We start from the raw sequence: 21,888 nt of genomic DNA on the forward strand, positions 1-21,888 counted from the left end.
CTGTAGGTTCCCCACCGACGAGGACCCGAAGGCGAACGAGGAGGCGCAGGGGTCAGTCCTTCTGCGCCATGGCCCAGGTGACAACCGGAAAATCGGGATCGTCGGTCAGGTCGTCGTCGTCGCGCAGTTCCGGCGGCCAGGGAGTTTCGAGGTTCCGCCGCGCGACATGGCGGTTGCCCCATTGGTGCGCCTGGATCCGGTCCGCGGCGAACCCGGCCTCGATCAGCAGGTTCTTCAACCCCCGCGCCGTCCAGCGCGAACAGTCCACCGGGGCGGCGTGGTAGGGGATGAAGAAGGGCACCGCGAGCCAGAACCAGCCGCCCCTGCGCAGCATCCGGTAGATGTTGCGGGTCGCGGCATGGGGGCGGTCCACATGTTCCCAGACCTGGTCCGCCATGATGAGGTCGAAGCGGACCACCTTGCCCGCCCCGTCCAGCATCGGCCCCTTGCAGGGGTCGAATTTCCAGCGGTTCAGCGCAAGATAGCTGCGGAACGGAAAGCTCTGGCCCCATTTTCCCGACAGTTCCAGCACATCCAGCCGCTCGGGGCCGAGACTGGTGATCCAGTCCCGGCTGGCCTTCTGCACCACGACGCGGTTCAGCGACCGCATCAGATGTGCAGCGCGCGTCCGTAGGCGTCGAGCACGGCCTCGTGCATCATCTCGGACAGGGTCGGATGCGGGAAGACGGTGTTCATCAGGTCTTCTTCCGTCGTCTCGAGCGTGCGGCCCACGACATAGCCCTGGATCAGTTCCGTCACTTCCGCGCCGACCATGTGGGCGCCGAGAAGCTCGCCGGTCTTGGCGTCGAAAACGGTTTTCACCATGCCTTCCGGTTCGCCAAGCGCGATGGCCTTGCCGTTGCCGATGAAGGGGAAGCGGCCGACCTTGACCGTGTAGCCCGCGTCCTTCGCCTTCTGCTCGGTCAGGCCGACCGAGGCTACCTGCGGGTGGCAATAGGTGCAGCCGGCGATGGAGTTGGGCTTGATCGGGTGCGGATGGCCGCCCGCGATCAGTTCGGCGACCATCACGCCCTCGTGGCTCGCCTTGTGCGCCAGCCAGGGCGCGCCCGCGATGTCGCCGATGGCGTAAAGCCCGGGAACCCCGGTGCGGCAGAATTCGTCGGTCACGACATGGGTGCGGTCGATCTTCACCCCCAGCGCCTCGAACCCGAGGTTTTCCACGTTGCCGACGATGCCCACAGCCGAGATGACGGTGTCGAAGTCCTGCGTGGTGACCTTGCCGTCCTGTTCGATATGCGCGGTCACGCCCTTGCCGGGATGCCGGTCCAGCTTCTTGACCGCGGCCTTTTCCAGGATCTTCATGCCCTGCTTGACGAACTGTTTCTTGGCAAAGGCGCTGATCTCGGCATCTTCAACCGGCAGGATGCGGTCCATCACCTCGACCACAGTGGTATCGGCGCCAAGCGTGTTGAAGAAGCTGGCGAATTCGATACCGATGGCGCCCGAGCCGATCACCAGAAGCTTCTTCGGCATCCGGCTGGCGACCAGCGCGTGCTTGTAGGACCAGACCAGATCGCCGTCGGCCTCGAGCCCCGGCAGCTCGCGCGCGCGGGCGCCGGTGGCGAGGATGATGTGCTTCGCCGTCAACTCCTCGCTGCCCTTGTCGGTCTTGACGCTGACCGTGCCCTGCTTCGGCAGCGTAGCAGTGCCCATGAACACGGTGACCTTGTTCTTCTTCATCAGGTGGCCGATCCCGCCCGAAAGCTGTTTCGCCACCGCGCGGCTGCGCGCGACGACGGCGGGCAGGTCGTAACCGATTGCTTCCGCCTTCAGTCCGAATTCCTTGGCGCGGTGCATCAGGTGGAAGACCTCGGCGCTGCGCAGAAGCGCCTTCGTCGGGATGCAGCCCCAGTTCAGGCAGATGCCGCCCAGATGTTCGCGTTCGACGATGGCGACCTTCAGGCCCAGCTGGCTGGCCCGGATGGCGGCGACATAGCCCCCCGGTCCGGCACCGATCACGATCACGTCGAAGCTTTGGGCAGCCATCTTTCCCTCCTCCAGAAAAAGTAGTTTGCCATTAAACTATATGGAAACCCCTAGCAACGCTGGGGCTGCCGTGGCCCTATGCATCGGGCGCATGGCTTTTCAGCCGATTTACAACGGCCATGTAGCCGCCCTCGTCGAGATATTTCTGCTCTTCCGGGCTGCTGATCCGTCCCAGCGCGGCATTGCGGGTGGGAAAGCGACCGAAGCGGGCGATAACCTCCTGGTGCGCGCGGGCGTGCAGCGCCATCTCGGGGTCCGAGGCGACGCGCTCGGTCAGAAGCCGCACCGACAGAGCCTGGTCCTCCGGGTCCTCGGAATGCTCGAAGGGCATGTAGAAGAACTGCCGTTCGGGTTCGGGCGCGCCAAGGTCCCAGCCGGCCTGCAGCGCCTTGCGGGCGGCGGCGCGGGCCTGCGGGTCGGTCGCGAAGGCCAGCGCCGTGCCGCGGTGGATGTTGCGCGGGATCTGGTCGGTCAGGATCAGGTAGGCGAGCGTGCCAACCGTGCCCTCGGCCCAGTGCTCCAGCCCGCCGTCACGGGCCGCCTGCCAGAGATCGGCAAAGCGATCGCGGCAGAGGCTGTCGATCTCGTCCCCGCCCGCATACCAGCCCTCGGGGCCGATCTCGTGAAGCCAGAAGTCCAGAAGAGCGATCGGATCGGACATGGCAGCCCCCCTTTCCCGGCAAAGACTTGCAGGGAAAGCGCGCCGGCGCAATCGAAGATGTCAGGCGGCCTTGTCGGCGGGCGGTTCGTCCTTGACGGCTTCCTCCAGCACCGCCTCGACCGCCAGTGGCGAGGCGCCCGGCGAGACGCTGCGGAAGGCGCCGGTGACGGTCGGCGCGGCGCGGCGGGTCATGCGGTAGAGCGCGTAGGCGGCAAGCGCGACGTAGAGCAGCCCGATGAACAGGAAGAAGCCCGAGGGGCCGACCTCCTCCATCATCCAGCCGGTGGCGGTGGGGCCGAAGATCGCGCCGAAGCCGTTGAGGAAGATCAGCCCGGCCGAGGCTCCAGCCATCTGCTCGCGCGGGAGGAAGTCGTTGGTATAGGCGATCAGCAACGCATAGACCGGGTTGGTGATCCCGCCCAGCACCATGCCGACCGCGACCAGCGCCGGGAAGGGCAAGGTTACGAAGGCCGCCAGCGCCATGGCCAGCGCCGCCACCGCCGACAGGCCCATGATCAGCGTGCGGCGGTCCATCCGGTCGGAGGCCCAGCCGACGGGATATTGCAGCACCAGCCCGCCCACATAGATCGCGCCGACAAAGACCGAGATCTGCCCGACCGTCAGCCCCTGCTGCGCGCCCCAGACCGCCGCCATCCCGAACATGGCCGAGAAGATGCCCCCCGTCAGCAGCATGCCCACGCAGCCCAGCGGCGAGATGCGGAAGAGCCGCGCGAAGGACACCCGCCGCGATCCGTCGAAGGCGGGGGCCGGCGTGGGGGCCAGCAGGATCGGCAGGAAGGCCAGCGAGACCAGGACCGAGGGCAGGATGAACAGGGTGAAGCCGCTCGGGTCGGGCAGGTTCAGGATCACCTGGCTGGCGATGATGCCGATCATCTGCACGATCATGTAGGCCGACAGCGCCTGGCCCCGCGTCTCGTTCGAGGCGGTGTTGTTGATCCAGCTTTCGGCGGTGATGTAGATGCCCGAAAAGCAGAACCCTGCCAGCACGCGCAGCGCCGTCCAGGCCATCCAGTCGGGATAGACCGGGTAGATCACGAGCACCGCCGAGATCAGCGAGCCGAGCGCGGCAAAGACCCGCACATGCCCCACCCGGCGGATCATCCGCGGCGCGGCCCAGGAGCCGAAGAGGAAGCCCAGGAAATAGGCCGCCATCACATAGGACAGCTGATAGGTGGTGAAACCTTCCAGGTTGCCGCGGATACCGAGGAGCGTGCCCTGCACGCCATTGCCGACCATCAGGAGCATCACCCCCATCAAGAGCGGCCAGGAATGGGTCAGAACCTTCAGCATCGCCCCTTGCGCCCCCGCGGACTGCCCGCCGCCTTCTGCCTGCCCGAACTTCGCCCGCATGGCAAGCCGCCCCCGATACCGTCCGGCAGGATTGTTTCGGGTACAGCCGGTTGAATCCCGGCGCCAAGGCCCCATCTGCTACGAAACCCATCGATTCCAGCCGCAGGAGAACCGCCATGGCGCGACCGGACAATCTAACCTCCAGAAAGCGTTTCGATGGCGTGCTGACGGGGCCGGAGCTGGCCATGGCGCGGGCGGCGGGCATGGACCTCGCCTATTGCCCGCTGCAACAGGGCTGGGTCGCCCTTGGCGCGGCCGAGGACGGAGAGACGGGACCGCCGCTGTCCTGGCATGTGGGCCGGCTGCCGCTGTTCAAGCAGATGCCGGGCCGGCCGGTGCATCCTCAGCCCGAAAGCCTGACGTTGCGAGTCTGGGTCGAGGACGACCTGCCCGCCTATCGCGCGCTGCTGTCGGACCCCTCGCTCTGGACCTGGATGCTCGAGGACCGGCCACGGCAGCTGGATGACGACACCTGCCGCGCCCTGATCGCGCTGTCCACCGAAGGCACGCACCACAAGGTGCGCGTGGCGACGCTGGCCGGTCAGCCGGTCGGTCAGGTGCGGCTGGAATACGGGGCAGATCCCGGCACGGGGGAGCTGAGCTACTGGCTGGGTGCGCCCGCGCGCGGCAAGGGGCTGGGGCGGCAGATGGTTGTGCGCTTCCTTGGCCGGCTGGCAGCCCGCCGGCCGGACATCCGCCGCATCACGGCGCGGGTGCATCCCGAGAACCGCGCCTCGATCCGCCTGCTTCAGGCCTGCGGCTTCACCCCCTGCGACCGCGACAGGCTGGGTCTGGCGCCGCGGGGGCGCGACGACGGCAGCTGGCTGGGCTTCCTGCGACAGTCGGGTTGAGCCTGGGGAGGCTCAGATCGGCAGGCCGAGGCGCGGCGCAAGCCACAGCAGCAGAAAGTACAGCCCGACGGTAACGGCACAGCCGATGCCGAGCGACAGCCAGAACCCGAGGCCCTGACGCATCAGCCAGGGCAGGATCAGGAACATCGGCAGCGAGGGCAGCACATACCAGAAGGTCGCTTCGGCATGGCTGGCGATCCGGGCCCCGTCGCCAGTATCCCGCCAGAGCCAGATCATGCCCAGAATCGACACCAGCGGCAGCGAGGCGACCAGCGCCGCGAAGCCCGGACTGCGCCGCGCGATCTCGGAGATGGCCGCGATCAGGATGCCGGACAGGATGGCCTTCAGCGCGAAGTAGCTCATTTGGTGCCCTCGGGGATCAGGAGCGAACTGTCGCCGTAGGAGAAGAAGCGGTAGCCCTCCCGGATCGCGTGGTCGTAGATGCGGCGGATGCGGCCGTGACCCATCAGGGCGGCCACCAGCATCATCAGCGTCGATTTCGGCAGGTGGAAGTTGGTCATCAGCGCGTCGGTGACGCGGAACCGGTAGCCGGGATAGATGAAGATGTCGGTCTCGGCCTCGAAGGGCTGGACCGTGCCCGAGGCATCCGCCGCGCTTTCGATCAGGCGCAGCGCGGTGGTGCCGACCGGGATCACCCGCCCGCCCGCGCGTTTCGTCGCGTTGATCTCGGCCGCCGCCGCCGCCGAGACCCGGCCCCATTCGGCATGCATGCGGTGGGTGGTCACGTCCTCGACCTTCACCGGCAGGAAGGTGCCCGCGCCGACATGCAGCGTGACCTCGGTGAACTCCACGCCCCTGTCGGCCAGCCTCCGCAGGAGATCCTCGTCGAAATGGAGCGAGGCGGTTGGTGCCGCGACGGCGCCCGCGTGGCGGGCGAAGACCGTCTGGTAATCGGTGCGGTCCTGGTCGTCGGCCGCGCGCTTGGCGGCAATATAGGGCGGCAGGGGCATCACCCCCGCCTCGGCAAGGGCCGCGTCGAAATCCTCGCCGGTCAGGTCGAAGGACAGGGTCAGGTCGGTTTCCGACTTCTCGACGACTGTCGCGGAAAGCCGGTCGGAAAAGCGGATCACCTCGCCCGGCTGCACCTTGCGCAGGGGCTTTGCCAGGGCCCGCCAGCCGCCCCCGGCGCGGGGCTCCAAGAGCGTCACCTCGACCTTCGCCACCGCCTCGCCGCGCTGGCGGGTGCCGAAGAGGCGCGCGGGCAGGACCTTGGTGTTGTTCAGCACCAGCCGGTCGCCGGGGCGCAGGATGTCCACCAGGTCGAAGACATGCCGGTCGGCGATCCCGTCCCCCTCGGCCAGCAGAAGCCGCGCATGGGTCCGGGGCCGGGCCGGCCGGGTGGCGATCAGCCACTCGGGCAGGTCGAAGTCGAAATCGGAAAGCTTCATCCGCCCGAGCCCCCTTCGGCAGCGGGCAACTTCGGCGGGCGCTGGCGGAAGATTTCGCGGAACATGCCCGGCGTCAGCACCGACAATGGGTTGACCGAGACGTTCGGCGCCTCGGCCGTGCCGGTCAGCCGGTAGTTGAAGCCGAAAAGCCCCTCGCCGCGCCGTGTCAGGATCTGTCCCACCCCGTTGACCAGATAGATCGGCGAGATCACGCCCTGAAGGTCGATCCGGCCCGAGCCGCTGAGATAGAGCCCGGCGAAGGAAATGCCAAGCGAGGCGCCGACGGCCGAGCCTTGCGTGATCTCCACGCCCGCCGGCGTCATCACGAAGGTCACCTCCCCATTGTTGAACGCGAGGCCCGACCCGTTCATCTGTTCCAGAAGCCCCACGACCGAGATCGCCGAGAGGAGTTCGGCCAGCGCCGGGGCGCCCTGCACGCGCAGACGCTCGAAGGTGGCCTTGCCGTTGTATGCGCCCTTCGGCCCGCGCGGGACCAACGACAGGTCCAGCGACCCGCCGCGTCCCTTGTCGAAGATCCCCGCCGCCGCCATGACCGCGCCGGCGTTTTCCGAGGTGATGCGGACGGCGGTGCCGCCCTTGACCGGCCCGACCATCCCCCGGATTTCGGCTGCGCCGTTGACCCCGGCAACGAAGCTGCCGTTCAGGCCGCCCTTGGAACCGAAATCGCCGCGGAAGCCGGTCAGCCGGATCCCGTCGGAGATGCGCAGCGCGTCGAGCCGCACCTTTACCGGCCCCCCGGTTCCGCCGTTGCCGTCCGGCATCCGCCGCAGGTCGAGCGTGCCCCCGGTGACCGACACATCCGGCGCGGCATTCCGGCCACGGCCGGTCAGCGTGACACCCGCGCTCAGCCAGTCTCCGGCCACGACCTTGTCGAACACTGCCTTGTCCAGCCCGCCGCCATCGCGCGTCGTGACCGTGCCGCGCGCCTCCAGCCCGGGGCCTTTCAGCGTCATGCGGTCCACCACCGGGTTTCGCGACAGTGTCGCCTCGAGGTCGAGCGAAGCCCGCGTCTTTGCCGCCTTGGACCAGCCCAGGGCATCCAGCCGCAGCGCAAGCCCGGTAAGGTTCGAGGTCAGCGTCAGTTCCGGCGGGCGGTCCTTGACCAGCGCCAGGTCGATCGCGGCCGGGCCCTCGCCCCGGACCGACCCGGCCGGCAGTTCCACCCCGAAATCGCGCAGGACCGCGTCGGACAGCATCACCGTGCCGTTGACCCGCGCCCGGCCCTTCTGTTCGGGGCCGAAGCCTTGCAGGTAGGTCAGGTCCACCGGCATCCGGTCCAGCCGACCCGCGGCCGAAAGCTTCAGGCCCTCGGTATCGACCGCGACCACGACCTCGGGCGCCGAGAGGATCCGACCCGGCACCAGCGCGGGCGAGGTGAAGTCGCGGATCTTGCCTGCGACGGTAAAGCTGACCTCCTCGAAGGGGATCTTCGGCTTCAAGGGCATGATGACCGTGGCCCGAAGCTCTGCCCGTCCGTCGCCCAGGTTGTAGGGTTGGCCGGCCTTGGAGAAGAAGCTGAAGGGCTCCTGGTCCAGAAGCGACAGGGTGGCTGTCAGGCTGGCCGAGGTCACCAGATCGACCCTTGCCGTCGCGGGCCGCTGGGTGATGTCGGGGATCTGGAACACCGTGCCGTCCGCCTCGATCCGCCCACCTTCGGGCGCGATGACATGCCCCTTCGCCAAGGCAACGATGTAGCTGCGGTTGTCCAGCGTGGAATGGCCCTTCCCGTTCAGGATCGGCGGCAGGGTGCGGACAAAGCGGACATCGGTATCCGAGAACTCGTAGGCGAGGTTGAAGACCGGCTGCGCGCCGGGCTTCAGCCGCAGCGCCGCCTGGACATCGGTCAGCTGCCCCTGTCCCACGTTCTCGGCGAACCACTCCCGCGTCCTGGGCACCACCGAAACCGGCCAGACCTTCAGCAGCCGCTCGGTCTCGATCTGGTTCAGATGCAGGTCCAGCGCCCCGGTCCAGCCCGCCTCATCGGCCGAAACCGATCCGGACAAGAGCAGCCGCTCGGTCCCCTCGACCAGGGAAAGCTGGCCGATGTCGGCGCGGAACGGGTCCAGCTTCAACCGCAGGTCCAGCGCCCCCTTGCCGAAGCGGACCGGGGCCTCGAACAGGCCCTCGGGGTCGAGCATCACCTCCTCAAAGGCTATCTGGGCTTCGATGCTTTCCGGCAAGGCTCCCGGCGCAAGCGGTTGACCGTCGCGGCCAAGCAGATCGCCATGCCCGGTGGCCTTCAACCGAAGCGATGCGCTTTCCACCGTCAGCCCGTCCAGCCGGATGCGCGCGGACGCCGGATCGTAGCCAAGCGACAGCGCCGCTCTGTCGAAGGCCACCGGCCGCGCGCCCTGCCCCGGCGACAGGCTGCCCGAGGCAAGGCCAAGCCGACCCGAAAACCCGGCAAAGCGCCCGCCCTCGTCCAGCCGTGCCTCGATCTGGCCCGAGATCGGCGCGTCGACGAAACCGAGGAAGGCCAGAGGCGGCGCCATGGCCGCAAGGTCGGTTGCGGCGATGTTGTCGACCTTTGCGGTCAGCCTGGCGGTTTCCGCCGTCTTGTCGGACACCAGCGTCAGCACCGCCTGCGCCGGATCGGTGCCGTCCAGCAGCGTGAGCCCGAGTTCCGCCGAAAGCGTGGCCTGCCCGTTCTCGATGACCAGGCGACCGTCGCCGACCTGCCAGCTGCGGCCGGCGCGTTCGTCGGTCAGCGACAGGCTCAGGCCCTCGACCTCGATCACCCGCAACGAGTACAACGCCGGGCTGGAAAACACCCGTTCGGCAGCGTCCAGAATCTCGGACGGGTCGCGCGCCCCCGCCTCCGGCATGCGATCGTCGAGTTGCAGGTCGACCGCGCCGGTCACATCCCGGCGCACCGCCAGCCGGGCGCCGGTCAGCCGCAGGTGGCTCGGCCGGACCTTGCCGGACAGAAGCGCGCCGGGATCGAAGGCCACCGTCGCCTCGGGCAGGGTCAGGAGCGACCGGCCGTTGCCGCCGATCAGGCGGATGTCCTGCAACCGGAAGCGCGGGAAGAAATCGCCCCCCACCGCCAGTTCCACACCGCCCAGCGACAGCGCTGTCCCCGGCGGCAGGCGCGCACCGGCGAGATTATCGTTCAGTCGCGACTCGATCTCGGCCACGCCCCATGTCGGCACCTGCAATGTGCGGCCGGTATGGGCCAGCGTGAGGTAGACCAGCGTCAGCGCGATCAGGACGAGGGTCAGGATCACGGTCAGGCTCAGCCGTCCCCGTCCTCGCGTCGGGCGACGGGGGGGCCGGACTGCCCGTTTCTGGCGCTCGGGCTCGGCAACGGCCATGGTCCCGCCGTCCGCTCCCGCCCTCTGGTCGTCCATCTGAGCTGGCGCCTCGCTGCCCGTGGTGCGCGCCCCGCGTCGGGGCTTGTTGATTGCTGCTCTGCTGCCTTTATCTTTGCGCGAAGACAACTAGATGGAAAGTCACATTCCCTTTTCGGCAAGGAGCCGCGCATGATTTCCGCAGGACAGACCGCCCCCGATTTCACCCTTCCCCGCGATGGCGGCGGCACGGTCACGCTCTCGGCCCTGCGGCCGGGCAAGGTGGTCCTGTACTTCTACCCCAAGGACGACACGCCGGGCTGCACACTGGAAGCCCAGGACTTCAACGCCCGCCTGGCCGATTTCACCGCCGCCGGGACGACGGTGATCGGCGTGTCGAAGGACAGCGTGAAAAGCCACGACAAGTTCTGCAAGAAACACGGACTGTCGATCATCCTGGCCTCGGACGAGGCGGGCCACACCTGCGAGGATTACGGCGTCTGGCTGGAGAAGAGCATGTATGGCAAGACCTACATGGGGATCGAGCGGACAACCGTGCTGATCGACGGCGAGGGGAAAGTGGCGCGGGTCTGGAACAAGGTCAGCGTCAAGGGCCATGCCGACGAGGTGCTAGCGGCCGCACGAGCACTGTGAAATAAACCCGGTTCGCGCAAATTCCTTCGAGGGAATTTGCAAATCTTTTCGAAAGGATTTGCGGGAGCCCGAGCGATGTCCCTCTCTCTTGCCGAAATGGCCGTGGACGTGCTGACCACCGCCGACGGCCGCGCCAAGACCGCGCTCGGCCGTTCCCATGCCGCGCGCTGGTTTGCCGCGCGCGAGGCTGGCACCCCCCTGCCCATCGGCCGGGCCGAGCCGCCCCGGCGCCCCGCCCGCCCCGACCGGCCCGAGCTGCTGGCGCCGAAGGATGTGCCCCGCCGCCGCCCCGGCAGCCGCGAGGGCCGCATCGCGCTTCTGCACGCCGTCGCGCATATCGAGCTGAACGCGGTCGACCTGCACTGGGACATCATCGCCCGCTTCACCGACCATCCGATGCCGGCCGGTTTTTACGACGACTGGGTGAAGGCCGCCGACGAGGAAGCCAAGCATTTCAACCTGATCTGCGATTGTCTCGAGGCGATGGGCAGTCATTACGGCGCCCTGCCCGCCCATGCTGGCATGTGGCGCGCGGCCGAGGACACGGCCGGGGACCTTCAAGCCCGACTGGCCGTGGTGCCCATGGTGCTGGAGGCGCGCGGCCTCGACGTGACGCCGGGCATGATCGAGGTCTTCCGCAAGCATGGCGAGACGCAGGCACTGGCCGCGCTCGAGGTGATCTATGCCGAGGAGGTCGGCCATGTCGCCTACGGGTCGAAATGGTTCAACTGGCTCTGCGGACGGGCGGGCACGGACCCCAAGGAGGTGTTCCACGCACTGGTCCGCCGCCACTTCCACGGTGCGCTGAAACCCCCGTTCAACGAGGAAAAGCGCGCCGATGCCGGCCTGCCGCCCGACTTCTACTGGCCCCTTGCCGAAGAGACTGCCTGATCGGCGGTTTCTTGCCGATGAAAAGTCCGTCCCGCGCGGAAAGTCCCTGAATATGGTCAAAATTGTTGCGGGCCTGAAATGCGGTGGATAATCAGGGTCGAACCCGGGGTGCAGACCTTGAGGTAACGTAGCGAAGCCTCTGCCAAGGCTATGAACGGATGACCCCAACGTGCTGAATCGCCTCGCCTATCGCTTTCACCAGAGCCTTGAGCGGCACTTTCCCGAGCAACGGCTGTTCCTGAAGTCCGATACCGAGACCCGCTTTATCCGCCTCCGTCCGGGGACGCAGATCATCGCGCTGGTCGGCGGAACTCTTGCGCTGGCCTGGACCATCGTTGCCACCGCCCTGATCATGATGGACTCGATCGGTGCCGGATCGGCGCGCGAGCAGTCGGTGCGCCAGCAGGCGCTTTATGAACAGCGGCTGAACGCGCTGTCCTCCGACCGAGACCTGCGCGCCGAAGAGGCGGCGCGGGCGCAGGAACGCTTCAACATCGCACTCGCCCAGATCTCGGAAATGCAGGAGAAGCTCCTCGCCTCCGAAGACCGCCGGCGCGAGCTGGAGACCGGCATCGAGGCGATCCAGGGCACGCTCCGTGAAGTCATCAAGGAACGTGACGTCGCCCGTGGCGAGGTCGAGCGGGTGACGCTGGCACTGAACGAACAATCGGGTGTCGCGACCGAGGCCGGCCGGGTCGCGGATGCGATGGCGACGCTGGAATTCCTGACCGGTGCCCTTGGTGACGCTGCCGAGGAGCGCAACGCGGAACGCGCCGAGGCCGAAGCCGCGCGCGAAGAAGCCCGCCTGATCGCCGACGCGAAAGAGGCGCTGGAACTCCGCAACGACGCGATCTTCGCCAAGCTCGAAGAGGCGCTGACCGTCTCGGTCGAACCGCTGGACAAGATGTTTCGCGAGGCCGGGATGTCGCCCGACGACCTGATCGGCGCCGTGCGCGAGGGCTATTCCGGCCAAGGCGGCCCGCTGACGCCGATCTCGTTCTCGACCTCGGGCGGCATCGTCACGCCCGAGGAAGCGCGCGCGAACGCGATCCTCGGCGGGCTGGACCGGATGAACATGTATCGCATCGCTGCGTTCAAGCTGCCCTTCGCAATGCCGGTGAAGGACGCTTTCCGCTGGACCTCCGGTTTCGGGTATCGCCGCGATCCGAAGGGCGCCGGCACCCGGATGCACGAAGGCACCGACATGGCCGGCAGCTACGGCACGCCGATTTACGCCACCGCCGATGGCGTGGTGATCCATGCCGGCTGGGACAACGGCTATGGCCGGCTGGTGAAGATCCGCCACGACTTCGGGGTCGAGACGCGGTATGCCCATCTCAGCCAGATCCGGGTCGAGGTCGGCCAAAGGGTCTCGCGCGGCGACCGGATCGGTGATATGGGCAATTCAGGCCGGTCCACCGGGACGCATCTTCACTACGAGATCCGTCTCAGCGGGGCACCGATCAACCCGATGACCTTCATAAAGGCAGCGAAGAATGTTTTCTAAGAGCCGCATCAACGAGCCCGGCCCCAAGGCTGACGCCGACAAGCCCAAAGCCCCGGAGGCCCCGATGACCAAACCCGCGATGGACTTCACCGCCTCGGCGCCGAAGGGCAAGGCGGGGGCCTCGGTCCTGTCGTCCGACCTGACCGTGGTCGGCAACCTGCGCACCACGGGCGACATCCAGGTCGAGGGCACTGTCGAGGGCGACATCCGTGCGCATCTCCTGACCGTGGGCGAAAGCGCCACCATCCGCGGCGAGATCGTCGCCGACGACATCGTCGTGAACGGCCGGGTGATCGGCCGCGTCCGTGGCCTGAAGGTGCGGCTGACCTCGACCGCGCGGGTCGAGGGCGACATCATCCACAAGACCATCGCCATCGAATCCGGCGCCCATTTCGAAGGCTCGGTGCAGCGGCAGGAAGACCCGCTGGCCAATGGCCGCCCGGGCACCGCGCCCCGGCTGGACGTGACCGCCGCCGCCGCCAGCGACGCCGAATAAGCCAGACCCGATCATGACGCTTGCGCGGGCATCGGAGGGCACTCCGGTGCCCGTTTCCTTCTGTGCGGACACCGACCGCCGGGTCATCCTCTGGGCCGCGATCCTCGCCTCGTCGATGGGGTTCATCGACAGCTCCGTCACCTCGATCGCGCTGCCCGCCATGCGCGAGGCGCTGGGGGCCTCGCTTCCGCAGGCGCAATGGATCAACGCGGCCTATCTGCTGGCCGTCTCCTCGCTGGTGCTGGTCGGGGGCGCGATGGGCGACCGCTTCGGCATCGCGCGGATCTTTTCGCTGGGCATCCTCGTCTTCGTTGCCGGATCGCTCGCCTGCGCGGTCGCGGTGACGCCGGAACAGATGATCGCCGCCCGCGCGGTCAAGGGCGTGGGGGCGGCGATGATGGTGCCGGGATCGATGGCGATGGTCTCGCGCGCCTTCCCCCGGGCCGAACGCGGCCGGGCGCTGGGTCTCTGGGCGGCGGCCTCGACCCTGACCACGGCGATGGGGCCGGTCCTGGGCGGCATGTTCGTCACCTGGGGCGGCGAGATCGGCTGGCGGCTGGTCTTTGCGCTGAACCTGCCCCTGGGCCTGGCCGCGCTGGCGCTGGTCCGGGGCCGGACGCCGGGCGATGTCGGCAAGCCGGGGGTGCGGGTGGACCTGGCCGGGGCGGGGTTGGCGACGCTGGGCCTCGGCCTGATGGCCTGGGCGCTGACCGAGGCCGCGGCGCCGGTCTGGGTGCCTCTGGCAGCCCTGGCGAGCCTTGCCGCCTTCCTGGCCTGGGAGGCGGTGACGCCTGCCCCGATGCTGCGCCTCGGCCTGTTTCGCAACCGCACGCTGAGCGTCACCAACATCGTGACCTTCGTCCTGTATTTCGCGTTGAACGGGGTGATGTTCTACCTGCCCATGGCCGCCGTGACAGCCTGGGGCGTGACCGCGCTGGAGGTGACGGCGGCCTTCCTGCCGATCTCGGTCCTGATCGGAGTGCTGTCGGCCCCGGCGGGCCGGATGGCGGACCGCTGGGGCGCGGGGCCGCTGATGGCGGCGGGCTCGGCGCTGGTGGCGCTGGCCTATGCGGGCCTGTGGCATTTCGCGCCGGACGGGCGGTTCTGGGCCCATGTCGTGCCCTTCACCGCGCTGGCGGGGGTCGGGCTGGGCCTGACCGTCGCGCCGCTGACGGCGGCGGCGATGCAGGGGGCCGAGGATGGCGAACAGGGCGCGGCTTCGGGCATCAACAACGCCGTGGCGCGGGTCGCGGGCCTGGTCGCGGTGGTGCTGCTGGGCCGGGTGGCAGCGGCGGCCTACGGGCCGGGCGCGCCCGGGTTCGGCCTTCCCGGCGAGACGCCCGAGCATCTGGCGGCGACCGGGGCGGCCTTCGGCAGCGTGGCGCTGGTGGCAAGCGGGATGGCGGCCCTTGCCGCCGTTCTGGCGCTGTTCGTCGCCCGACCCGTCAGGTGATCGCGCGGCGGTAGAGGTGCCAGCTCGCGTGGCCAAACAACGGCAGGACCACGAATAGCCCCAGGAAGGCGGGCAGCATGCCAAGGAACAGGCAGACCGCGATCAGCGCGCCCCAGCCCAGCATCACCCGGGGGTTTTCCCGCACCAGCGCGAAACTGGTCAGCATGGCGGTGACGAAATCCACCTCGCGGTCCAAGAGCATCGGCAGGCTGACCACGGTCAGGCAGAACAGAAGCGTCGCGAAGGCCGCGCCCACCGCCGTGCCGAAGGCCAGCATCGCCAGCCCCTGCGGCGACAGGAACACCGCCAGCGAGGACGAGACATTGGTCATCGTCGCGTTCCCCAGGAACAGCGCGAAGATCATGTGGGCGAGAAAGTTCCAGAACAGGAAATAGACGACGATCACCGCCGCCATGGCGGGGATCTGGCGATCCTTCTGGTGGAAGATCACGCCGAAGATCTCGGAGGCGACCAGCGGCTCGCCCTTTTCCAGCCGGCGGGAAATCTCGTAGAAGCCACAGGCGATGAAGGGCCCGAGGATCGGAAACCCGGCGCTGGCGGGCAGCGTCCACCAGACCTGGCCCTTGGTCGTCATAGCCCACACGATCAGCCAGCCGCCCAGCACATAGACCGCCGAGAAGACCAGCCCCAACAGCGGCGCCCGCCTGAAGTCCCGCCACCCGGCCGCAAGGCTGAACCGCAGGTCGGAGGTCTCGACCAGGTTGATCTCGGGCGCGGCGGGCGGATGGGTGACGCTCATGCCGCAAGTCTAAGCGCGGCGCGAAGCGTCGGGCAAGGATTTTGCAGCGTCAGTCGACGTCCGCGATCTCGCCCCGCTTCTTGCCGCTTGCGTTCAGCGCCAGCGTGGCAGCCATGAACCCGTCCAGGTCGCCGTTCAGCACCCCTTGCGTGTCCGAGGTCTCATACCCCGTCCGCAGGTCCTTCACCATCTGGTAGGGCTGTAGGACATAGGAGCGGATCTGGTTGCCCCAGCCCGCGTCGCCCTTGTTCTCGTAGGCCTCGTTGATGGCGGCGTTCCGCTTGTCCAGTTCCATCTGGTACAGGCGGCTCTTCAGCGCCTTCATCGCGATGTCGCGGTTCTGGTGCTGGGACTTGAGCGAGGAACTGACCACGATCCCGGTCGGAAAGTGGGTGATCCGCACGGCCGAGTCGGTCTTGTTGACGTGCTGGCCTCCCGCGCCCGAGGACCGGAAGGTGTCGATGCGGATGTCCTTGTCCTGCACCTCGATCTCGATGTTGTCGTCCACCACCGGATAGACCCAGACCGAGCAGAACGAGGTATGCCGCCGCGCCGCCGAGTCATAGGGCGAGATGCGGACCAGCCGGTGCACCCCGGCCTCGGTCTTCAGCCAGCCATAGGCGTTCTTGCCGCTGATCTTGTAGGAGGCCGACTTGATCCCCGCCCCTTCGCCTTCGGTCTCCGATTGCAGCTCGACGGTGTAGCCATGCGCCTCGGCCCAGCGGACATACATCCGCGCCAGCATCGCCGCCCAGTCGCAGCTTTCCGTTCCGCCCGCACCCGCGTTGATTTCCAGGAAGGTGTCGTTGGCGTCGGCCTCGCCGTCCAAGAGCGCCTCAAGCTCCTTCGCCTGGGCCACCTTCACCAGCTCGGCCAGCGCCTTCTCGGCCTCGGCGACGATCTCGGCGTCGCCCTCGGCCTCGCCCAGTTCGATCAGTTCGACATTGTCCTTCAGGCCGCTCTCGATCAGCTTGTAGGAGGCAACCGCATCCATCAGCGCCTGGCGGTCGCGCATCAGCTTCTGCGCCTTGGCCGGGTCGTTCCACAGGTCCGGCGCCTCGATCATGGCGTCGAACTCCTCCAGCCGGTGCGGCGCGGTCTCCCAGTCCATCCGCTGGGCCAAGAGCTTCAGCGTCTTTTCGATCGCTTCGACATTCGCTTGGGTTTCGGCACGCATCGGTCGGGTCCAGTCCTTGATCTCGCGGGCGGTCATAAGGGTTTGACCGCGCCCCGGCAAGGGCGCGGCCGGAAGGCGGCGTCGGTGTCAGTAAAGCCCGCCGGACGAGACGGTGCCGAAATCGGCCTTCTTCGGCACGACAACCTGCTTGCCCTGGGAATTGGTCACCGTCTTGCCCTGGTCGCCCTGGCCCTCGCCCTCGCCATAGGCAAAGAGGGGCAGATTCTCACCCATTGCAAAACCGCCGTCCACCACGTTGCCAAGGCCGATCAGCGCCTCCTCGCCTTCGCGGAAATATTCCGAGACCACGTTGTCGCCGGTGGCGTCGTCGGGCAGTGGCATGCCGGTATAGCGGTCGATCTTGCGGAAATAGCCGCCCGGCGGCACCTTGAACTCGCCACCACCGTATTTCTTGATGGCGGTCTTCATGAAGCGTTCGAACACCGGGCCGCAGAACCCGCCGCCCGAAGCACCGCCGCCCAGCGTGCGCGGCTGGTCAAAACCGATGTAGCAGCCAGCGGTGATGTTCGAGGTGTAGCCGATGAACCAGACATCCTTGGCGTCATTGGTCGTGCCGGTCTTGCCGGCCACCGGCACCGGCAGGTTGATGCCGCGCGCGGTGCCGCGCTGGACCACGCCCTGCATCATGCTGGTCAGCTGATAGGCGGTGATCGCGTTCATCACCCGCTCGCGGTTGGTGGTGATCCTGACGCCCTGCCCGTCCGGGAGATCGGCGGCGGCGCAATCCTCGCAGACGCGCTGGTCGTGACGATAGATCGTCTTGCCGAACCGGTCCTGCACCCGGTCGACCAGCGTAGGCTCAACCCGTTCGCCGCCATTGGCAAACATGGCATAGGCCGCCACCATCTTGAACAGTGTCGTCTCCTGCGCACCCAGAGCGTTCGCCAGATAGGGGCCCATCCGGTCATAGACCCCGAAGCGTTCGGCATAGCCCGCAACCGTCTGCATGCCGATTTCCTGCGCGATCCGCACCGTCATCAGGTTCCGCGACTGCTCGATCCCGGTGCGCAGCGGCGCGGGGCCGTAGTACTTGCCCGAGGCGTTCTTCGGCGTCCACAGGCCCTGCGGCGTGTCCACCTCGATCGGCGCGTCCACCACGATCGTCGCCGGCGTGAAGCCCGAATCCAGCGCCGCGGCATAGACGAAGGGCTTGAAGCTCGACCCCGGCTGGCGCGTCGCCTGGGTGGTGCGGTTGAACACCGAATCCTGGTACGAGAACCCGCCCTGCATCGCCAGAACGCGGCCGGTGTTGACATCCATCGCCATGAAGGCGCCCTGCACCTCGGGCACCTGGCGCAGCGACCAGCGGTTGAAGGTGCCGTCCTTGTTGGTGACGGTGCGGACCAGCACCACATCGCCGACCGACACCAGGTCGCCCGCGACCTTGGCCTTCGGGCCAAGCTTGCCGTCCGGCAACCGCTTGCGCGCCCATTTCACGTCCTCGGCCGGGATGAAATGGCCGTCCTCGTCGTCCATCACGCCCTCGATGCCGATCCGGGCGCTGGTCTCGCCCACCTCCAGCACCACGGCCGGGAACCAGGCGGCCACGTCGCGCGGCACATCGACCTTGGCCAGAGCCTCGCGCCAGGCCACTTCGGAGCCCAGCACCTCGGCGGGCAGGGTCTTGCCGGTCCCGCGCCACACGCCCTGGCTGCGGTCGTACTCTTCAAGGCCCTGCCGCAGCGCGGCAGCGGCGGCAGCCTGCAATTCGGGGTCCACCGTCGCGCGGATGGTCAGACCGCCGGAAAAGAACTCCTGCTCGCCGAACACGCCCGACAACTGGCGGCGGATCTCGTCGGTGAAATAGTCGCGGGGCGGAAGCGCATCGCGGAAGGCCTCGAAATCGCCGTTCTGCACCGATTGCAGCGGCATGTCCTTTTCGGACAGGTAGGTGGCCTCGTCGATATAGCCGTTCTGCCACATCTCGCGCAGCACATAGTTGCGCCGTTCGGTCACGCGCTCCTTCGCAGTCACGGGGTGATACTTGCCCGGCGCCTGCGGCATCGCGGCCAGCATCGCGGCCTCGTGCGGGGCAAGCTCGGAAAGCGGCTTGTTGAAATAGGTCTGCGCCGCCGCCGCCACGCCATAGGAGTTCTGGCCGAGGAAGATCTCGTTCAGATAAAGTTCCAGGATCTTGTCCTTGGACAGCGTCTGCTCCAGCCGGGTGGCCAGGATGATCTCCTTGATCTTCCGTTCGACGCTGCGCGAGCCGTCGAGCAGGAAGTTCTTCATCACCTGCTGGGTGATCGTCGAGGCCCCGCGCATGCTTTCGCCCCGGCTTTTCACCGCCTCGATCAGGGCAGCGACCATGCCACGCGTGTCATAGCCGTGGTGCTTGTAGAAATTCTTGTCCTCGGCCGAGATGAAGGCCTGCTTCACCAGGTCGGGGATGTCCTCGCTGGCCACGAACAGCCGGCGTTCCTGGGCGAACTCGTCGATGATCCGGCCCTCGCCCGAATAGATCCGGCTGATCGTCGCGGGCGTGTATTGCGCCAGGTTCTCGTGGCTGGGAAGATCGCGGGAATACATGTAGAAGATCCCGCCCAGCGTCAGCGCGGCAAAGATCAGCCCCAGCGTGACCGTGGTGAAGATACCGCCCAAGACATTGCCGACGAAACGAAGCACCCGGAACTCCCGCTGATTTCGACCCGCAGTATAGCAGACGCGCGCCCGCGTCAAAACCTTGGCCGGTCACAAGTGGCGGCGCGGGCGGCGTTTCGCAAGGCTCAGGGCGCGGCCAGCGCCCGCAGCGTCCGGTCCTCCCCGGACCATGCGACGATGCCCTGCACCACCGCCGCGGCCAGCCGTGCCCGCCAGGCCGGATCGGACAACCGCTTGAAGTCGCGCTCCGAGGACAGGAACCCCACCTCCAGAAGCGCAGAGGGGATGTCGGGCGATTTCAGCACCGAAAATCCGCCCGACTGGCGCGGATGGCGGTGCATGCGGATCTCGGCCGCCCTGATCGCGCCCACCACCGCCTCGGCCAGCCGGTCGTTGCGCGGCCGCGTCTCGGTCCGGGCCATGTCCATCAGCACCTCGGCCACCTGATCATCCTGGTTCGACAGGTCCACCCCGGCCAGAAGGTCGTCGCGGTCATGCCGTTCGGCCAGGGCCGCCGAAGCCGCGTCGGACGCCTCGGGCGCAAGCGTGTAGATCGTCGCGCCCTGCGCGTCGCCTTCGGCCAGCGCGTCGGCATGGAGCGACAGGAACAGGTCCGCCTCGGCCTCGCGCGCGATCGAGGTCCGGGTCTCCAGCGGCACGAAGACATCCTCGTCGCGCGTCATGACCACGCGGAAGCGCCCGTCGCGCAGAAGCGCCTCCTTCAGCTCGCGCGCGAAGGTCAGCATCAGTGCCGCCTCGCTGATCCCGTCGCGTTCGGCCCCCGGGTCGATGCCGCCATGCCCGGGATCCAGCACCACCGTGATCGGCCCGGCGCCCGCCACCGGCGGCGGCTCCAGCTGCACGGCATCCGGCAGGCCCCATTCCGGCAGATCCGGCCGCGACGCCTCGGTCGCGAAACTGGCCGCATCGGTCGGCTCCAGCCGGATGTCGATCCGCGTGGCGCTGCCGGTCGTCATCTCGGCCCGCGCCAGCCGATGCGGCCCGTCCAGTTCCAGCACCAGCCGCGACCAGCCCGGCCGGAAGGACCCCGCCCGCATCGCCAGCGCCGGGCGCACCATGGCCAGAACCTGCGCCCCCGCCCAGTCCACCTCGCGCGTGTCGATCACCAGCCGCGGCGGGCCGTCCAGCATCCGCACCCGCCAGGGCACCGGCTGGCTCAGGGTCAGCTTCAGGTCCAGCCCATCCCCCGTCGCCACCAGCGCCGAGCGCATCGGATCGACCCGGGCCAACGCCGACAGGCCCTCGGCCGCGGCCGGCAAGGGCATGAGCAGCAGCAGAATAAGACAAAGCCGGTGGATCGGTCGCATGGCCGCGTTATCGACGCTTGGGCGCGGGATGTAAATTCCGCCCCGCGCCGCTCTGGCGCCGGCGTTGCCCCCGGATCACAAAGCGGCGAGTGGCTTGTCACCAACCGGCCCCGCCCCTATCCTCGCGTCCGCCAGACCCGGCCATTGCAGGAGACCCTATGACCCGCCTCGCCCTCGGCCTGTTCGCCGGCCTTGCCAGCCTGCCCGCCTTTGCCGAGACCCAACCGGTCGCGCCTGCGATGACCGATGCGGAACGCGCCGCCTTCCGCGAGGAGGTGCGCGCCTATCTTCTGGAAAATCCCGAGGTACTGATCGAGGCGATGGATGTCCTCCAGTCGCGAGAGCAAGAGGCTGCCACCCTGCGCGACGTGCAGATGGTGGCCTCGCTGGGCGACGAGATCTTCAACAACCCCAACGACTGGGTCGGCGGCAATCCGGAGGGCGACCTTACCCTGGTCGAGTTCATGGACTATCGCTGCGGCTATTGCCGCAAAGCCTACGAGGAAGTGGACAAGCTGATCCAGACCGATGGCAAGATCCGCTTTGTCGTCAAGGAATTCCCGATCCTGGGCGAGGCCTCGCTCATGTCGGCGCAGTTCGCAATCGCCGTGCGCCAGCTGCATGGTGACGAGGCCTATGCCAAGGCGCACGACGCATTGATGACGCTGCGCGGCGAACCCACGCCCGAGACGCTGGCGCGACTGGCCGGCGACCTCGGACTGGACGGAAAACAGATCCTCGACCGCATGGGCGCGCCCGAGGTGATGCAGGTCATCAAGGACAATCACGCACTGGCCGACAAGATGCAGATCACCGGCACCCCGGCCTTCGTACTGAAGGACATGGTGATGCGCGGCTATGCGCCGCTGGACGTGATGCGCGATTTCGTGGCCGACGCCCGCTCCGACGGCTGAGCAAGGGCGGGAGGGTCGGCCGGTGGCTGTCCACTGTCCGTTCCGGCGGTGCAAGGGTCGCAGTTGAACGCGACCGTCGCCGCCGTCTCGCACAGGGTAGCGGGTAATGTCACCTATCGAGCAGGCGCATGACCCGGACCTATCTCATCCTTCTGGCAGCCATCCTGGCCGAGGTCGTCGCCACGACCGCCCTTGCCCGCTCGGAAAGCTTTACCCGGCTTGTGCCGTCGCTTCTGGCGATCTGCGGCTATGCGCTCGCCTTCTGGCTCTTGTCCTATCCGCTGCGGGTCATGCCGACCGGCGTCGTCTATGCGATCTGGTCAGGCATGGGGATCGTGCTGATCAGCACCGTGGCCTGGATCTGGTATCGCCAGGCGCTTGATTTCGCGGCGATCCTTGGACTTGCCTTCATCCTTGTCGGAGTGCTGATCGTCAACCTGTTCTCGAAGTCGATCCCGCACTAGGCCTGCACGCGG

19 protein-coding genes are annotated in these 21,888 nt (G+C 67.7%); 8 read left to right on the forward strand and 11 right to left on the reverse strand.

Annotated features, from left to right (window positions below):
- Positions 1-52: 52 nt before the first annotated feature.
- The 4 genes from ACK4IU_RS01815 to ACK4IU_RS01830 all read right to left on the reverse strand — a co-directional run bounded on the left by ACK4IU_RS01815 (position 53) and on the right by ACK4IU_RS01830 (position 3,979).
- Complete coding sequence (locus ACK4IU_RS01815; RefSeq protein ID WP_409731037.1) at positions 53-610, reverse strand: methyltransferase domain-containing protein; 558 nt, start codon at positions 608-610, stop codon at positions 53-55.
- Positions 610-2,007 (reverse strand): dihydrolipoyl dehydrogenase, encoded by a 1,398-nt coding sequence (gene lpdA / locus ACK4IU_RS01820; RefSeq protein ID WP_409731039.1) that lies wholly within the window; start codon positions 2,005-2,007, stop codon positions 610-612. Before lpdA ends, ACK4IU_RS01815 begins: the two co-directional genes overlap by 1 nt.
- A 76-nt stretch (positions 2,008-2,083) precedes the next feature.
- The gene (locus ACK4IU_RS01825) at positions 2,084-2,668 is read right to left on the reverse strand and encodes a DUF924 family protein (RefSeq protein WP_409731041.1); all 585 of its coding nucleotides are present in this window, start codon (positions 2,666-2,668) and stop codon (positions 2,084-2,086) included.
- 60 nt (positions 2,669-2,728) lie between these two features.
- A complete protein-coding gene (locus tag ACK4IU_RS01830) occupies positions 2,729-3,979 on the reverse strand; it encodes an MFS transporter (RefSeq protein ID WP_409731174.1) in 1,251 nt (416 codons plus the stop codon).
- A gap of 176 nt (positions 3,980-4,155) precedes the next feature.
- Between ACK4IU_RS01830 and ACK4IU_RS01835 the strand changes: the two genes are divergently transcribed.
- A complete protein-coding gene (locus ACK4IU_RS01835; RefSeq protein ID WP_409731043.1) occupies positions 4,156-4,890 on the forward strand; it encodes a GNAT family N-acetyltransferase in 735 nt (244 codons plus the stop codon).
- A gap of 12 nt (positions 4,891-4,902) precedes the next feature.
- Here the strand turns inward: ACK4IU_RS01835 and ACK4IU_RS01840 are convergent, their stop codons facing one another.
- Genes ACK4IU_RS01840 through ACK4IU_RS01850 form a run of 3 tightly spaced genes read right to left on the reverse strand, consistent with a single transcriptional unit; the run spans position 4,903 to position 9,634 of the window.
- Complete coding sequence (locus ACK4IU_RS01840; protein ID WP_409731045.1) at positions 4,903-5,253, reverse strand: DUF3147 family protein; 351 nt, start codon at positions 5,251-5,253, stop codon at positions 4,903-4,905.
- Positions 5,250-6,299 carry a tRNA preQ1(34) S-adenosylmethionine ribosyltransferase-isomerase QueA gene (gene queA / locus ACK4IU_RS01845; protein ID WP_409731047.1) on the reverse strand — a complete coding sequence of 350 codons (1,050 nt, stop codon included), beginning with the start codon at positions 6,297-6,299 and terminating at the stop codon, positions 5,250-5,252. Before queA ends, ACK4IU_RS01840 begins: the two co-directional genes overlap by 4 nt.
- A complete protein-coding gene (locus ACK4IU_RS01850) occupies positions 6,296-9,634 on the reverse strand; it encodes a hypothetical protein (protein ID WP_409731048.1) in 3,339 nt (1,112 codons plus the stop codon). Before ACK4IU_RS01850 ends, queA begins: the two co-directional genes overlap by 4 nt.
- A gap of 168 nt (positions 9,635-9,802) precedes the next feature.
- On the opposite strand from ACK4IU_RS01850, the gene ACK4IU_RS01855 reads away from it, so the two are divergent.
- The 5 genes from ACK4IU_RS01855 to ACK4IU_RS01875 all read left to right on the forward strand — a co-directional run bounded on the left by ACK4IU_RS01855 (position 9,803) and on the right by ACK4IU_RS01875 (position 14,611).
- Positions 9,803-10,264: a peroxiredoxin gene (locus ACK4IU_RS01855; protein ID WP_409731050.1), complete on the forward strand. Its 462-nt coding sequence runs from the start codon at positions 9,803-9,805 to the stop codon at positions 10,262-10,264.
- Positions 10,265-10,339: 75 nt separating this feature from the next.
- Complete coding sequence (locus ACK4IU_RS01860) at positions 10,340-11,155, forward strand: ferritin-like domain-containing protein (RefSeq protein WP_409731052.1); 816 nt, start codon at positions 10,340-10,342, stop codon at positions 11,153-11,155.
- Between the two features lie 169 nt (positions 11,156-11,324).
- Positions 11,325-12,662 carry a DUF5930 domain-containing protein gene (locus tag ACK4IU_RS01865; protein ID WP_409731054.1) on the forward strand — a complete coding sequence of 446 codons (1,338 nt, stop codon included), beginning with the start codon at positions 11,325-11,327 and terminating at the stop codon, positions 12,660-12,662.
- Positions 12,652-13,158: a polymer-forming cytoskeletal protein gene (locus tag ACK4IU_RS01870; RefSeq protein ID WP_409731055.1), complete on the forward strand. Its 507-nt coding sequence runs from the start codon at positions 12,652-12,654 to the stop codon at positions 13,156-13,158. Before ACK4IU_RS01865 ends, ACK4IU_RS01870 begins: the two co-directional genes overlap by 11 nt.
- Before the next feature lie 46 nt (positions 13,159-13,204).
- On the forward strand, positions 13,205-14,611 hold the full coding sequence (locus ACK4IU_RS01875) for an MFS transporter (protein ID WP_409731057.1): 1,407 nt from the start codon (positions 13,205-13,207) through the stop codon (positions 14,609-14,611).
- Here the strand turns inward: ACK4IU_RS01875 and ACK4IU_RS01880 are convergent.
- From ACK4IU_RS01880 to ACK4IU_RS01895, 4 genes are all read right to left on the reverse strand, one after another.
- Positions 14,604-15,371: a DUF2189 domain-containing protein gene (locus ACK4IU_RS01880; RefSeq protein ID WP_409731059.1), complete on the reverse strand. Its 768-nt coding sequence runs from the start codon at positions 15,369-15,371 to the stop codon at positions 14,604-14,606. The genes ACK4IU_RS01875 and ACK4IU_RS01880 overlap by 8 nt on opposite strands.
- A gap of 49 nt (positions 15,372-15,420) precedes the next feature.
- Complete coding sequence (prfB, locus tag ACK4IU_RS01885; RefSeq protein ID WP_409731176.1) at positions 15,421-16,548, reverse strand: peptide chain release factor 2; 1,128 nt, start codon at positions 16,546-16,548, stop codon at positions 15,421-15,423.
- Between the two features lie 87 nt (positions 16,549-16,635).
- Positions 16,636-19,194 (reverse strand): penicillin-binding protein 1A, encoded by a 2,559-nt coding sequence (locus tag ACK4IU_RS01890; protein WP_409731061.1) that lies wholly within the window; start codon positions 19,192-19,194, stop codon positions 16,636-16,638.
- A gap of 101 nt (positions 19,195-19,295) precedes the next feature.
- Positions 19,296-20,456, reverse strand: a complete 1,161-nt coding sequence (locus ACK4IU_RS01895; RefSeq protein WP_409731063.1) for an N-acetylmuramoyl-L-alanine amidase — start codon at positions 20,454-20,456, stop codon at positions 19,296-19,298.
- Positions 20,457-20,656: 200 nt separating this feature from the next.
- Between ACK4IU_RS01895 and ACK4IU_RS01900 the strand changes: the two genes are divergently transcribed.
- Together ACK4IU_RS01900 and ACK4IU_RS01905 are read left to right on the forward strand one after the other, a co-directional pair.
- Positions 20,657-21,412, forward strand: a complete 756-nt coding sequence (locus tag ACK4IU_RS01900) for a DsbA family protein (RefSeq protein ID WP_409731065.1) — start codon at positions 20,657-20,659, stop codon at positions 21,410-21,412.
- 128 nt (positions 21,413-21,540) lie between these two features.
- A complete protein-coding gene (locus ACK4IU_RS01905; RefSeq protein WP_409731067.1) occupies positions 21,541-21,876 on the forward strand; it encodes a DMT family transporter in 336 nt (111 codons plus the stop codon).
- Positions 21,877-21,888 lie beyond the last annotated feature (12 nt).

The sequence above is a fragment of the Tabrizicola flagellatus genome (assembly GCF_046295235.1).
Lineage (GTDB): Bacteria > Pseudomonadota > Alphaproteobacteria > Rhodobacterales > Rhodobacteraceae > Tabrizicola > Tabrizicola flagellata_A.

What these genes read in the sequence shown, in the direction of transcription:
- ACK4IU_RS01815 (WP_409731037.1), bottom strand. Translation starts at nt 610, where the DNA reads ATGCGGTCGCTGAACCGCGTCGTGGTGCAGAAGGCCAGCCGGGACTGG.
- lpdA (WP_409731039.1), bottom strand. Translation starts at nt 2,007, where the DNA reads ATGGCTGCCCAAAGCTTCGACGTGATCGTGATCGGTGCCGGACCGGGG.
- ACK4IU_RS01825 (WP_409731041.1), bottom strand. Translation starts at nt 2,668, where the DNA reads ATGTCCGATCCGATCGCTCTTCTGGACTTCTGGCTTCACGAGATCGGC.
- ACK4IU_RS01830 (WP_409731174.1), bottom strand. Translation starts at nt 3,979, where the DNA reads ATGCTGAAGGTTCTGACCCATTCCTGGCCGCTCTTGATGGGGGTGATG.
- ACK4IU_RS01835 (WP_409731043.1), top strand. Translation starts at nt 4,156, where the DNA reads ATGGCGCGACCGGACAATCTAACCTCCAGAAAGCGTTTCGATGGCGTG.
- ACK4IU_RS01840 (WP_409731045.1), bottom strand. Translation starts at nt 5,253, where the DNA reads ATGAGCTACTTCGCGCTGAAGGCCATCCTGTCCGGCATCCTGATCGCG.
- queA (WP_409731047.1), bottom strand. Translation starts at nt 6,299, where the DNA reads ATGAAGCTTTCCGATTTCGACTTCGACCTGCCCGAGTGGCTGATCGCC.
- ACK4IU_RS01850 (WP_409731048.1), bottom strand. Translation starts at nt 9,634, where the DNA reads ATGGCCGTTGCCGAGCCCGAGCGCCAGAAACGGGCAGTCCGGCCCCCC.
- ACK4IU_RS01855 (WP_409731050.1), top strand. Translation starts at nt 9,803, where the DNA reads ATGATTTCCGCAGGACAGACCGCCCCCGATTTCACCCTTCCCCGCGAT.
- ACK4IU_RS01860 (WP_409731052.1), top strand. Translation starts at nt 10,340, where the DNA reads ATGTCCCTCTCTCTTGCCGAAATGGCCGTGGACGTGCTGACCACCGCC.
- ACK4IU_RS01870 (WP_409731055.1), top strand. Translation starts at nt 12,652, where the DNA reads ATGTTTTCTAAGAGCCGCATCAACGAGCCCGGCCCCAAGGCTGACGCC.
- ACK4IU_RS01880 (WP_409731059.1), bottom strand. Translation starts at nt 15,371, where the DNA reads ATGAGCGTCACCCATCCGCCCGCCGCGCCCGAGATCAACCTGGTCGAG.
- prfB (WP_409731176.1), bottom strand. Translation starts at nt 16,548, where the DNA reads ATGCGTGCCGAAACCCAAGCGAATGTCGAAGCGATCGAAAAGACGCTG.
- ACK4IU_RS01895 (WP_409731063.1), bottom strand. Translation starts at nt 20,456, where the DNA reads ATGCCCTTGCCGGCCGCGGCCGAGGGCCTGTCGGCGTTGGCCCGGGTC.
- ACK4IU_RS01900 (WP_409731065.1), top strand. Translation starts at nt 20,657, where the DNA reads ATGACCCGCCTCGCCCTCGGCCTGTTCGCCGGCCTTGCCAGCCTGCCC.
- ACK4IU_RS01905 (WP_409731067.1), top strand. Translation starts at nt 21,541, where the DNA reads ATGACCCGGACCTATCTCATCCTTCTGGCAGCCATCCTGGCCGAGGTC.